Annotated in this window: 12 protein-coding genes; 9 read left to right on the plus strand and 3 right to left on the minus strand. The window is 72.4% G+C overall.

All coding sequences use genetic code 11. The features are described from left to right. The 9 genes from HDR73_RS03480 to HDR73_RS03520 all read left to right on the plus strand — a co-directional run. A partial coding sequence (locus tag HDR73_RS03480) for an integrase core domain-containing protein (RefSeq protein WP_287136236.1) occupies window positions 1-152 on the plus strand: 152 nt, incomplete at its 5' end. 101 nt (window positions 153-253) lie between these two features. Next, window positions 254-1,297 carry an ABC transporter permease gene (locus HDR73_RS03485; protein ID WP_012299662.1) on the plus strand — a complete coding sequence of 348 codons (1,044 nt, stop codon included), beginning with the start codon at window positions 254-256 and terminating at the stop codon, window positions 1,295-1,297. Further along, on the plus strand, window positions 1,294-2,217 hold the full coding sequence (locus HDR73_RS03490; RefSeq protein WP_012299661.1) for an ATP-binding cassette domain-containing protein: 924 nt from the start codon (window positions 1,294-1,296) through the stop codon (window positions 2,215-2,217). The genes HDR73_RS03485 and HDR73_RS03490 overlap by 4 nt, the downstream gene beginning before the upstream one ends. 53 nt (window positions 2,218-2,270) lie before the next feature. Beyond that, window positions 2,271-3,032, plus strand: coding sequence for a GntR family transcriptional regulator (locus HDR73_RS03495; RefSeq protein WP_012299660.1), 762 nt, complete (start codon window positions 2,271-2,273; stop codon window positions 3,030-3,032). Between the two features lie 318 nt (window positions 3,033-3,350). Further along, on the plus strand, window positions 3,351-5,087 hold the full coding sequence (locus tag HDR73_RS03500) for a dihydroxyacetone kinase family protein (protein WP_041464658.1): 1,737 nt from the start codon (window positions 3,351-3,353) through the stop codon (window positions 5,085-5,087). Between the two features lie 50 nt (window positions 5,088-5,137). Then, the gene (locus HDR73_RS03505) at window positions 5,138-5,599 is read left to right on the plus strand and encodes a ribose-5-phosphate isomerase (protein ID WP_012299658.1); all 462 of its coding nucleotides are present in this window, start codon (window positions 5,138-5,140) and stop codon (window positions 5,597-5,599) included. Window positions 5,600-5,603: 4 nt separating this feature from the next. Continuing rightward, a complete protein-coding gene (locus HDR73_RS03510) occupies window positions 5,604-6,401 on the plus strand; it encodes a triose-phosphate isomerase family protein (protein ID WP_041464657.1) in 798 nt (265 codons plus the stop codon). Window positions 6,402-6,416: 15 nt separating this feature from the next. Then, entirely contained in the window at window positions 6,417-7,142 is a 726-nt protein-coding gene (locus HDR73_RS03515; RefSeq protein ID WP_223842649.1) for a GntR family transcriptional regulator, read from the plus strand. A gap of 475 nt (window positions 7,143-7,617) precedes the next feature. Then, complete coding sequence (locus HDR73_RS03520) at window positions 7,618-8,784, plus strand: IS30-like element ISCmi3 family transposase (protein WP_076612010.1); 1,167 nt, start codon at window positions 7,618-7,620, stop codon at window positions 8,782-8,784. 876 nt (window positions 8,785-9,660) lie between these two features. Here the strand turns inward: HDR73_RS03520 and HDR73_RS03525 are convergent. The 3 genes from HDR73_RS03525 to HDR73_RS03535 form a co-directional block, all read right to left on the minus strand. After that, window positions 9,661-9,837 (minus strand): hypothetical protein, encoded by a 177-nt coding sequence (locus tag HDR73_RS03525; RefSeq protein WP_012298502.1) that lies wholly within the window; start codon window positions 9,835-9,837, stop codon window positions 9,661-9,663. A 50-nt stretch (window positions 9,838-9,887) separates the two neighbouring features. Continuing rightward, window positions 9,888-11,261, minus strand: a complete 1,374-nt coding sequence (locus HDR73_RS03530) for an MFS transporter (RefSeq protein ID WP_012298503.1) — start codon at window positions 11,259-11,261, stop codon at window positions 9,888-9,890. Between the two features lie 114 nt (window positions 11,262-11,375). After that, window positions 11,376-12,266, minus strand: coding sequence for a cupin domain-containing protein (locus tag HDR73_RS03535; protein WP_012298504.1), 891 nt, complete (start codon window positions 12,264-12,266; stop codon window positions 11,376-11,378). Between the last annotated feature and the right edge of the window lie 161 nt (window positions 12,267-12,427).

The raw sequence follows: 12,427 nt of genomic DNA on the forward strand, positions 1-12,427 counted from the left end.
CCCTCGCGACCGAGTGGGCCTACCGGCAACCCTTCACCAGCAACCAACACCGCGCCGACGCGCTTGACCCCTTCATCGAGCACTACAACACTGAACGGATCCACTCGAGCCACGGGCTCACGCCCGCGGCCCGAGTGTCACCAACGTCATGACCCAGTACAGCTAGGCGGCCGGGCCGGGCGCACCCGTCGCGCCCGGCCCGCCCTCTCTCCCACCGCACCGCACCGCCCGACGCCCACCGAAGGAGCCCGCGTTGACCACCACGGACATCGTGACGATCGCCACGAGGCCGCGCCTCGAGGACAGGCCGATCCGCAAGATCCTCGCCCGGCCGGAGATCGGCGCCCTCGTGGCCGCCCTCGCCGTGCTGGTGTTCTTCTCCCTCTACACGCCGCAGTTCCTCACCCTCGCCGGCGCGGGCGTGTGGCTCGAGTCGGCATCGACCTTCGGGATCATGGCGGTCGCCGTCGCGATGCTCATGATCGGCGGCGAGTTCGACCTCTCCGCCGGCGTCATGACGGGCTTCTCCGCCCTCGTGGTCGGCATCCTCACGTCGCACTACGGGCTCAGCATCTGGGTCGCGGTGCTCGTCTCGCTCGCGGCGGCCCTCGCGATCGGCGCGCTCAACGGCTTCCTGGTGATGAAGACGGGCCTGCCGAGCTTCATCGTGACGCTCGGCACGTTCTTCGCGCTCGCGGGCGTCGACCTCGCGGTCACGAAGCTCATCACGGGCCAGGTCGCCATCCAGGGCATGACGAAGGTGCCGTCGTACGACGCGATCCAACCGATCTTCGGCTCGTCGCTCGGGATCGGCGGCGGGAACTTCTACGTCTCGGTGCTCTGGTGGTTCCTCGTCGCGGCGGTCGCCACCTGGATCCTGCTGCGCACCCGCGCCGGCAACTGGATCTTCGCGGTCGGCGGCGCCAAGGAGTCCGCCCGCCAGGTGGGCGTGCCGGTGCTCAAGACCAAGATCGGGCTCTTCATGGGCACCGCGGGCGCCGCGTGGCTCGTCGGCATGATCTCGCTGTTCCGCACCTCCACCGTGCAGGCGAACACGGGCGTCGGGCAGGAGTTCATCTACATCATCTGCGCGGTCGTCGGCGGGTGCCTGCTCACGGGCGGCTTCGGCTCGGCCATCGGCGCGGCGCTCGGCGCGCTCATCTACGGCATGGTCTTCCAGGGCATCACCTTCGCCCAGTGGGACACGAACTGGCTGCGCACGATCCTCGGCGTCATGCTGCTGGCCGCCGTGCTGCTGAACAACCTGGTGCGGACGCGGGCGGGAGGCGGACGATGACCGCCGAGACCAGCCCCAGCGCGAGCGCCGCGTCCGAGCCCCTCGCCGGCGCGATCCCCGGAGCGGCCGAGGAGGCCGGCGGGCGCCCCACTCCCCCGCTGCCGCCCGTCGGGACGACCATCCTCGAGGTCCGCGACATCGGGAAGAGCTACGGGGCCGTCAACGCGCTCACGGGCGTCTCGACCGTGGTCGCGGCCGGCCAGGTCACGTGCGTGCTGGGCGACAACGGCGCAGGCAAGTCGACCTTCATCAAGATGCTCGCGGGCGTGCACGCCCCGAGCGAGGGCACGATGCTCCTCGACGGCGAGCCGGTGACGCTCGGATCCCCGCGCGCCGCGCTGCAGGCGGGCATCGCGACCGTCTACCAGGACCTCGCGGTCGTGCCGCTCATGCCGGTGTGGCGGAACTTCTTCCTCGGCTCCGAGATCACGAAGGGCAAGGGCCCGTTCCGCCGGCTCGACGTGAAGGCCATGAAGGCCGTCACGCACGAGCAGCTCGCGCAGATGGGCATCGACCTCCGCGACGTCGACCAGCCCATCGGCACCCTGTCCGGCGGCGAGCGCCAGTGCGTCGCGATCGCCCGCGCGGTGCACTTCGGCGCCCGCGTGCTGATCCTCGACGAGCCGACCGCGGCCCTCGGCGTCAAGCAGTCCGGCGTCGTGCTGCGGTACATCGCGCGCTCGCGCGACCGCGGCCTCGGCGTGGTCTTCATCACGCACAACCCGCACCACGCGTTCCCGGTGGGCGACCGGTTCCTGCTGCTCAACCGCGGATCCAGCCTCGGCACCTTCGAGAAGGACGAGATCACGCTCGGCGAGCTGACGAGCCTCATGGCCGGCGGCGCCGAGCTCGACTCGCTGGCGCACGAGCTCGCGCGCGACCCGGGCCCGGACGGGGGCCGGGCGGCGGCGGACCGCTGAACCGCCGCATGCCAGGATGAGGCGTTGACCTGACCTACGAGGGAGCGATCGACGTGACGCAACCGGAGCAGATCCTGCCCCCCGACCTGTTCCTCGCGCTCGACCGCTCGGGCCCGGTGCCCCTCTACTACCAGGTGGCCAACCTGCTGGAGACGGCGATCCACGACGGCACGCTGCCAGCGGGCGCGCGGCTCGAGAACGAGATCGCGCTCGGCAACCGGCTCGGCCTCTCGCGCCCGACCATCCGCCGGGCCATCCAGGACCTCGTCGACAAGGGTCTGCTCGTGCGCCGCCGCGGCATCGGCACGCAGGTCGTGCACGGCCGGGTCACGCGCAACGTCGAGCTCACGAGCCTCTACGAGGACCTCGAGCGGCAGGGCCAGGCACCCGCCACCACGATGCTGTCGTCGTCGCGCGGCGAGGCCGACGAGAAGGTCGCGGAGGCGCTCGGCGTCGCGGTCGGCAGCCCCGTGCTCCACCTCACCCGGCTCCGCACGGCCGACGGCGTGCCGCTCGCGATCCTCGACAACGTGCTGCCCGAGCCGTTCGTCGACCTGGATCCGGACGAGCTCGCCACCCACGGGCTCTACCAGCTGCTGCGCGGACGCGGCGTGATCATGCGGGTCGCCAAGCAGCGCATCGGCGCCCGCGCGGCCACCGCATCCGAGGCGCGACTGCTCGACCTGCCGCGCGGAGGCGCCGTGCTCACCATGTCGCGCACGGCGTTCGACAGCTCGGGCCGCGCCGTGGAGTACGGCCAGCACTGCTACCGCCCGGACCTCTACTCGTTCGAGATCACGCTCGTCGACCGGTAGCACCTAGCCGTTCGGGCACGGAGAGGTCAAGGGGTCGGGCCGGATCCGGCACGATGGCGTGATCCTCAATACCGTCATCACGAGGATCGTGTACCCGCACATACCCGAAGCGATCCGTCGCCACCCCATCCCCCGTGGGTCGTGGCGACGGTGACGCACCCGAAGCGGGCCCGAAAGCCGCCGCGGGAGGAGCCCGGGACGACGCGCGACCCCCGCGTCGGCCCGGGCTCCGTCGTGTCCGGGCGACCTCTGACCATGGTGGGAGGATCCAATATCCTATAGGATCTCCTCACGTGCTCGATGAGGAGGACACCACGGATGACCCGGCTCTGGAACGACCCCGCGGACTTCGCCGACGACATGACGGCGGGCTTCGTCCGCGCCAACGGCCGGTGGGTCCGGCGCGTGCACGGCGGGGTCTCCCGCTCCACCCGCTCGGCTGAGCCCGAGGTCGCGGTCGTCATCGGCGGCGGCTCCGGCCACTACCCCGCATTCGGCGGGCTCGTCGGCCCCGGGCTCGCGCACGGCGCGGCGATGGGCAACCTCTTCGCGTCGCCGTCGGCGCACCAGGTCGAGTCGGTGATCCGCTCGAGCGAGCAGGGCCGGGGCGCCCTCCTCCTCTACGGCAACTACGCCGGCGACGTGCTGCACTTCGACGACGCGCAGGAGCGTGTGCGCGGCGACGGGATCGACTGCCGCACGGTCGTCGTGACGGACGACATCTTCAGCGCGTCGCCCGACGAGCAGGCGAAGCGCCGCGGCATCGCGGGCGATCTCACCGTGTTCAAGGCAGCCGGCGCCGCATCCGCCGCGGGCTACGACCTCGACGACACCGAGCGCGTGGCCCGCCTCGCGAACGCGCGCACCCGCTCGATGGGCGTCGCCTTCACGGGCTGCACGCTGCCGGGCGCGGACGAGCCGCTGTTCTCGGTGCCGGAGGGGCGCATGGCGATCGGGCTCGGGATCCACGGCGAGCCCGGCATCGACGAGACCGACATCCCGACCGCCGACGGCCTGGCCGAGCTGTTCGTGACGCAGCTGCTCGCCGACGCCGAGGTGCCCGACGGGGTCGAGGTGCGCGGCGCGCGCGTCGTGCCCGTGCTCAACGGCCTCGGATCCGTGAAGGCCGAGGAGCTCTTCGTCGTGTTCACGCGCGTCGCGGACCTGCTCGAGGAGGCGGGCGTCACCCTCGTGGATCCGCAGGTCGGCGAGTTCTGCACCAGCTTCGACATGGCGGGCGCATCCCTCACGCTGTTCTGGCTCGACGAGGAGCTGGAGCGGCTGTGGACGGCGCCCGCCGACACCCCGGCCTTCCGCAGCGGCGCGTTCGACGGATCCGCGCTCCAGCCGGTCGACGCGCGCGAGGACGACGAGGTCGACGCCGCCATCCCCGACGCGACCGACGCGTCCCGGCAGGCCGCCGCGCGCATCGCCGCGGCGCTGGACGCCGTGCACGCGGTCGTCGCGGAGCACGCTGACGAGCTGGGCCGCCTCGACGCGGTCGCGGGCGACGGGGACCACGGCATCGGGATGCTGCGCGGATCCCGCGCCGCCTCGGAGCGCGCGACCGCGGCCGTCGCGCAGGGCGCCGGCGCCCGCACCGTCCTCCGGCTCGCGGGCGACGCCTGGTCCGACAAGGGCGGCGGCACGTCGGGCGCGCTGTGGGGGCTCATCCTGCAGGCGGTCGGCGACGCGCTCGACGACGCAGACGCGGATCCCGTCACCGCCGACGCGGTCGCCCGGGGCGTCGGCGACGCCCGTGATGCCGTCATCGGCCACGGCAAAGCCGCGCTCGCCGACAAGACGATGGTGGACGCGCTCGTGCCGTTCGCCGAGGCGCTCGCCGAGCGGGTCGGATCCGGCAGCCCGCTCGACGACGCCTGGGCCTCCGCCAGCGACGCCGCGCAGGAGGCCGCCGACGCGACCGCCGCCATGAAGCCCGGCATCGGGCGCGCCCGGTCGCATGGCGAGCGCTCGGTCGGCACGGCGGACCCGGGAGCCGTGTCGCTCGCGCTCATCGCCGCGGCCGTCGGCCGCACCATCGCCGACCGGTGAGATCCACCGGCACCCATCAGCACGACCACCAGCACCCACAGGAGGACCGGATGACCAGGACATGGCGCATCGTCGTCGGCGCGGACGACGCGGGCTACGACCACAAGGAGGCGATCAAGGCCGACCTCGAGGCGAGCGGCCTGGTCGCCTCGGTGGTGGACGTGGGCGTCGACGCCGACGGCCACACCGCCTACCCCACCGTCGCGACCACGGCGGCCGAGATGGTCGCGCGCGGCGAGGCTGACCGGGCCGTGCTGATCTGCGGCACGGGCCTCGGCATGGCGATCGCGGCGAACAAGGTCGCCGGCGTCCGCGCCGTCACCGCGCACGACGGCTTCTCGGTGGAGCGGAGCGTGCTCTCCAACGACGCGCAGGTGCTCTGCATGGGGCAGCGCGTCGTCGGGCTCGAGCTCGCGCGGCGGAACGTGCGCGAGTGGCTGACGTACGAGTTCGACACGTCGAGCCCGTCGAACGACAAGGTCGACGAGATCCGCGCGTACGAGGCGAAGTAGGGCCGTGCCCGCGCAGCCGGCCGTGATCGGCGTCAGCCTGAAGATGTACCTCGGGCACGCCGAGACGCTCGCGTGGTGCGAGGCCGTCGCGGCCATCGCGCGCACGCACCCGGCGACGACGCGCGGCGAGGCCGAGCTCGTGGTGCTGCCGTCGTACCTGTCGGTGCCGGCCGCTGTCGGCATCCTCGACGGGGTCGCCGCCGTGGGCGCGCAGGATCTCGCGGCCGACGACGCCGGCGCATCCACGGGCGAGGTGTCCGGCGGGCAGATCCGGGAGCTCGGCGCGACGTTCGTCGAGGTCGGCCACGCCGAGCGGCGACGGCTCTTCGGCGAGACGGACGAGGTCGTGCGGCGGAAGGCCGACCGGGCCCTGGCGTCCGGTCTGGTGCCCCTCCTCTGCGTCGGCGAGGAGGACCGGCGGGCTCCCGCCGACGCGGCCCGGGAGTGCATCCGCCAGCTCGACGACGCGCTCGCCCTGGCCGCTGGTCGCGGGCACGGCGGCCGGATCGTGGTCGCCTACGAGCCGCAGTGGGCGATCGGCGCCGCCGAGCCCGCCTCCGACGCGCACATCCGCGCGGTCGGCCGGGAGCTGCGCGCGCACGTACGGTCCCACTCCGCGCACCCAGGATCCGCGGTCGTCTACGGCGGCAGCGCCGGCCCCGGCCTCCTCACCCGCATCGGCGACGACGTGGACGGCCTCTTCCTCGGCCGCTTCGCGCACGACCCCCGCGCGGTCGCGGCGATCCTCGACGAGGTGCACGCGCGCGCGGCGGCCGGTCCGGCGGCCGGCGCCTCCCGCTGACGGCAGACTGTCCTGGTGACCACCGGCCTCCCGCTCGACGCGACCTCGATGCCCGCGCGGCAGGGCCTGCGCGACCGCGTCTACGACCTCGTGCTCGACATGCTCATGGGATCCCAGATGGAGCCGGGCTCCCGCCTCGCCATCGACCAGATCGCGCGCGACCTGCACGTGTCCCCCACTCCCGTCCGCGAGGCGCTGGTGCAGCTGGAGCGCACGGGGCTCGTCGCGCGCGAGGCACACAAGGGCTACCGGGTCGCGCCGCCCATCGCGGGCGAGCAGCTCGAGGCGCTGTTCGACGCGCGCATCGTGCTGGAGGGCGGGGCGACGGCGCTGGCCGCCGCGGATCCGACGCGCCTGGTGCCCGCGCTCGAGGACGCCCTCGCGGCGCACGAGGAGACGACCCGACGGGTGCGCGCGGCGACGGGCGACGGCGAGATGCCCGTCGGCCTCATCCGCGAGTACTTCGTCGTCGACTGGGACTTCCACCACCGGATCTTCGAGGCCACGGGCAATCCCTTCCTCCTCGACATGTCGGAGGCGATCTCCACCCGCGTGCACCGCATGCGCCAGACGATGCGCACGGGCGTCCACGACGCGGACGACGCCGTGCACGAGCACCGGGCGGTCATCGACGCGGTCGCCGAGGGCCCCGAGGCCGCGGCGGCGGCGATGCGGGAGCACATCGAGCGCGTGCGGGAGCGGTCGCGGCGCGACGCGGACGACGCCGCCGTCCGCGAGTAGGGTCGCACCTCCGTCGGCCATCCGGGCCGACGCGCCATCGATCGGAGCACCATGAGCGGCACGCCCTCCCCCACGCCCGAGCACGACGAGACGACGGATCCCGCGGAGGTGGACCCGGAGACCGGGACCGACGCGGAGGACAAGCCGGTCGAGAACCCCTCCGGCTGACGCCCCGCTCCGGCGGACGGCCGCCGGGCATGACGAAGGCCCCCCGCGATGGCGGATTCTCGTGGTCCCCGCAACACCCTGAGTTCAGGGGGTTGCGGGGATCGTGGTTTCGGGTGAGTTGCGGCGGGAGTTCTTCGAGGTACTGGACCGGGTCGATGGCAGCATCACGGCTGCTGCGGCTGTGGTCGGGGTGAGTCGGAACACCGCGTACGGGTGGGCGCGCACGGCTGGTGTGCGTGGGCGCGGGAAGTCCGGTACAGCGGGGCATCCAGGGCGTGGCGAGTACGAGCGGCTCCGCGTGGAGGGGATGTCCCGGCGGGTAGCCGCGTCGCGGGTCGGTGTGCATGAGCGCACTGCGCAGGACTGGGACCGCGGCTGGATGAAGCGGGGCAGTGTTCGGATTCATGCTGATGGTCGGCGGATCGAGTACAACACCGGGATGGCTACCATCACGGGACCGCGTCTGCCCGCTGTCGACGCTGTTCTGCATCCGCGGTTCCTGACCGTGATCGAGCGGGAGACGATCGCGGATCTGCGCCGTCAGGACCTGTCGCTGCGCGCGATCGGGCGGGTTCTGGGTCGGCCGGCATCGACGATCAAACGCGAGCTCGATGCCCGCACGGTCGCGGGGACCTACCAGCCCCACGCGGCGCACCGGGCCTGGGCAGCGAGCCGCTCTCGTCCGAAGCGGGCGAAGCTCGCTCAGGACGGGCCGCTGCGGGACTACGTCGCACGCAAGCTGATGCTGCGCTGGTCACCGGAGCAGATCTCCCGCCTGCTGGTTCGGGAGTTCCCGGGCGAGGAGAGTATGCGGGTGAGCACGGAGACGATCTACCAAGCGATCTACGTCCAGGCCCGCGGCGGACTGCGCCGCGAAGTCGCCGACGCGTTACGCACCGGCCGCACCCGCCGCAGACCCCGCACCCGCCCAGAGCATCGCACTCAACGGTTCGTGGACCCGATGGTCATGATCGCTGACCGGCCCGCGGAGATCGAGGACCGGGCAGTCCCTGGGCATTGGGAGGGTGATCTGATCGTCGGCACGAGCTCACAGTCCGCGATCGTGACTCTGGTCGAACGCACCACCCGCTACGTCATGCTCGGCCATCTCCCCGGCGGGCATACCGCCGAGGAAGTCCGTGACGTGCTCGTGCCCTTGATCAGCACCCTGCCTGCACACCTACGTGGATCGTTGACCTGGGACCAGGGCGCTGAGATGGCGAGCCACCGCCAGATCAGCATCCAGGCCGGAATCCCGGTCTATTTCTGCGATCCGCACTCACCCTGGCAACGCGGCAGCAACGAGAACACCAACGGACTCCTGCGCCAGTACTTCCCTAAGGGCACCGATCTCGCCGCCCATACCTCCGCCGACCTCGAACATGTCGCTCAGCAGCTCAACGGCCGACCACGCAAAACGCTCGACTGGGACACCCCAGCCGAGCGAATGCGTGCTCTACTGACAACCATCTAAATCATCAGGTGTTGCGACGACCACGAGAATCCGCCTGCTGGTCGCGGGGGCGTCGTGCGTGCTCGGTTTCGGCTTACTGCTACCTTCCTCGGCCGAGGAGACGAGGGATCTTCAGGAGCACTAGGTAGCTGAATGCGAAGAGGGGCACACCGAACACGCCCGCTGGAAACGTGCGAGTCATCGCATTCTCGCCCGCGGCTAGGGGAGCCACTACGAGCGTGGCGAAGAGGTAAAAAGCGGTGATGACAGCGGTGAGCACGACAGCGCGCGTCCTGCGATTACGAATCGTCGGTTCAGTCATTTCGGCACTGCCCTTCCAAGCTGAGGATGTAGATGCGGTAGTTCTGATTGTTGGGGCAGACCCCATGGGCCGCGACGATGGCCACGATCGTAACGCCGAGGCCCCCAGCGGCGATGCATCCGACACCACCAGTCTCGGGTCCGAGTGCAGCACAGATCGTGGCGGCGAGACCCCCGGCCGCGGCGGTGGCACCGGTGGCTTAGGCAGCGGAGGGAGCGGAGGCGAAGGCGGGTGCAGCAGCGGCGAGCGGCACCAGCGTGAGCGCTACCAGGAGCGAGAGTCGTTTGAGCGATAGCGATCTCATCGCTTCCTTCTGTACGGGATTGAAGGAACGGTCCTCTTTCAGTGCCTCCTGAGCGCGAGTTCTCCACAGTGTTCGAATGCCGGGACGGAAGTGTGCTCGCTCGCTCTGTCGCGCGTCGGGCTGACGCTGCGGGCGTCGTCGCAAGGTGTTCGCCGAACTCGTCACCTCCCGGGGTCCCGCTTGCAGTCCTGCCGGCGCCGCAGCTGCTCGGGGTGCATGACGCCATGATTGGCGATCCGCGGGCGCGCGGGCCGACGCTCCCCAGGGCGGATCAGCCGCGTTCAGTCCTCCGACGCTGGCGCTCCGCCTTGCGGGCCGCGCGGCGTTCGCGGGCGACGGCGTCCTGCGCGTCCTGCGTCGGGTTCGAGCGTCTGGTGCCGATGACGGCGAAGGCGATGAGGATCGCCACGATGGCCATGACGGGGTAGAGGACGAAGTTCAGGATCACGTCTGCTCCTCGCGGTCGGGACTCCGAGCGTATCGAGCGGATCCGCGCACTCAGTCCTCGAGCGTCGCGCCGCGGAGATCCGGCAGCGTGAGCGCGGCGGCCGCGGCCAGCGCGAAGACGCCCGCGAAGACGCCGAACGGCAGCGCGACGCCGCCGAGCGCCAGCAGCGGCGGCACGCACAGCGGTGCGGCGATGGAGGCGAGCCGGCCGAAGCCCGCCGCGCTGCCGGCGCCCGTCGCGCGCACGCGGGTCGGGTACAGCTCGGGCGTCACGGCGTAGAGCGCGCCCCACGCGCCGAGGTTCGAGAACGACATGAGGGCGCCGAACACGAGGATCGCGGTCACGGAGTCCGCGGTGCCGAAGAGGCCGGCCGAGACCGCGGATCCCGCGAGGAAGACCGCGAGAGTCACACGGCGCCCCCACTTCTCGACGATCCAGGCGGAGACCGCGTAGCCCGGCAGCTGCGCGAGCGTGATGAGCAGCGTGTACTCGAACGACCGCACGAGCGAGAAGCCCTGCGCGACGAGCAGCGTCGGCAGCCAGATGAAGGCGCCGTAGTAGGCGAAGTTGACGCAGAACCACACGATCCAGAGGGAGAGCGTGCGGCGGCGCAGGCGCACGCCGAACAGGCGCTCGCGGGGCGTGGCGTCTGCCGGCGCGGCATCCGTGCCGGTGGCCGCGTCCGCCGCCCGGGCCTCGGCCGTCGACGCCGCGGCGGCATCCGTCGCGGGATCCGCCCCCGCCGCGACCTCGAGGTCGCGCACGACCCGCTCGGCCTCCCGGTGCCGCCCCTTGGCCTCGAGGAACCGCACCGACTCCGGTAGGCGCAGCCGCACGACGATCGCCCACACCGCGGGCACGGCGCCGAGCGCGAGCGCCCACCGCCAGCCGTCGTCGCTCGCGGTGATCACGAGGTAGCCGATGAGCGCCGCGGCCGTCCAGCCGACAGCCCAGGACGACTCGAGGATCACGATGACGCGTCCCCGGATCCGGGCGGGCGAGAACTCGCTCACGAGCGTCGAGGCGACGGGCAGCTCCGCGCCGAGACCGAGCCCCACGACGAAGCGGAGCGCGATGAGCGCGCCCACCGACATGGCGAGCGCCGAGACGCCCGTCGCCACCCCGTAGACGAGCAGCGTGAGCGCGAACACCTGGCGGCGGCCGATGCGGTCCGCGACGAGGCCCCCGACGCTCGCGCCGATCGCCATGCCGAGGAAGCCCGCGGACGCGACGAGGCCGAGCTGCCCGGCGTCCGCCTCCCACACCACCGCGAGCTGGGCGATGACGAACGAGATGAGGCCGACGTCCATCGCGTCGAGCGCCCAGCCGACGCCGCTCCCGCCGAGGATGCGCGAGTGCGCGCGGGTCCAGGGGAGGGCGTCGAGGCGCTGGCCGCGGGTGCGCGGCGAGGTGGTGGTGGTCATGGTCCTGGCTTCCGGGAGGCGCTCGGCTCGGGTCGCGTGCCTCACCAGCAGAGGAGGAGGCGCTCGGGTGGATCGAGTGTAGCGCCGGGGCGGGCCGCGGACCGCCCCGTCACGTCAGAGCTGCCGCACGCGCTCCGCGAGGCGCTCGAACGAGGCCGCGTGCGTGACCCGCAGCGTGTCCCACGACGCCGTCATGTCGACGCGCTCGGGATCCGCGACCACCTCCGCGAAGCCGTGCTGCGCGCGCGGCACCGCGTCGCCGGGCAGCACGAGCGACTGGATGAAGGCGCCCGTGTCGTCGGAGAACGTGAGCGTGTGGCTGGCGACGTTGCGGTGCCAGTCGTCCGACGGCCACGACAGGAACGCGACGTGCCGCGGCGCGACGCCCGTCTCCGACGCCGACACGTAGCTGCCGTAGTGCTCCTCGCCGGGGGAGAGGATCTTGTACGAGCCGTTGTCGAGGTACACGAGCAGCGCCTCGTCGAACGGCTTCTCGCCGTACATCGCCGTGTAGCGCAGCGCGTGCACGAGCACGGGCGCTCCGAGCGGGACGGGGAGCGCGGCGGCCGGGGTGGCGGTCGGCGTCGCCACGGATGCGGGGGCGGCCGGCCGGAGGAACTCCTCGTCCGTCACGTGCGGGCCCCAGGTGGTCGCGTCGACCGGGTCGTCGCCGTCCTCGAGCACCGCGATGTGCTCCATCGGCGCGTGGGCCGTTGCGCCGTGCCAGTGCTCCTCGCCCGCCTCGATGTAGACGGATCCGCCGGGCCCGACCTCGACCACCTCGCCGCCGCGCGTGCCCACGCGGGCGATGCCCGAGGTCACGTGCAGCGTCTGGCCGAGGACGTGGGAGTGCCACACGGTGCGGGCGCCCGGCGGGAAGGTGACGGCCGCGACGACCGCGCGCTGCTCGGGGGTCTGCGGGGTGGAGAGCCAGCGCAGGCGGACCTCGCCCGTGAACTGGTGGTCGGGCATCGTGATCGCGGGGGTCTCGGCCTGGACGCGCATGCGGTGTCCTCTCCGTCGGGCACGCGGGTGCCCGGGTCGTGGAACGGGGAGCCCCGGCGCGGTGTCGCGTCGGGGCACGAGGATCCTCCCGCGGGGACGGCTGGAAGCGGGCCGGGGCATCCCCAGGGTGCACGCCGGCGGCGGAGGGCGCATCCCGGGGA

Source organism: Clavibacter sp. (assembly GCF_014802555.1).
Lineage (GTDB): Bacteria > Actinomycetota > Actinomycetes > Actinomycetales > Microbacteriaceae > Clavibacter > Clavibacter sepedonicus.

Bases quoted from the DNA above. Each gene is read 5' to 3' on its own strand.
- HDR73_RS03530 (WP_012298503.1), bottom strand. From the start codon at position 11,261: ATGACCACCACCACCTCGCCGCGCACCCGCGGCCAGCGCCTCGACGCC.
- HDR73_RS03490 (WP_012299661.1), top strand. From the start codon at position 1,294: ATGACCGCCGAGACCAGCCCCAGCGCGAGCGCCGCGTCCGAGCCCCTC.
- HDR73_RS03505 (WP_012299658.1), top strand. From the start codon at position 5,138: ATGACCAGGACATGGCGCATCGTCGTCGGCGCGGACGACGCGGGCTAC.
- HDR73_RS03535 (WP_012298504.1), bottom strand. From the start codon at position 12,266: ATGCGCGTCCAGGCCGAGACCCCCGCGATCACGATGCCCGACCACCAG.
- HDR73_RS03500 (WP_041464658.1), top strand. From the start codon at position 3,351: ATGACCCGGCTCTGGAACGACCCCGCGGACTTCGCCGACGACATGACG.
- HDR73_RS03520 (WP_076612010.1), top strand. From the start codon at position 7,618: ATGTCCCGGCGGGTAGCCGCGTCGCGGGTCGGTGTGCATGAGCGCACT.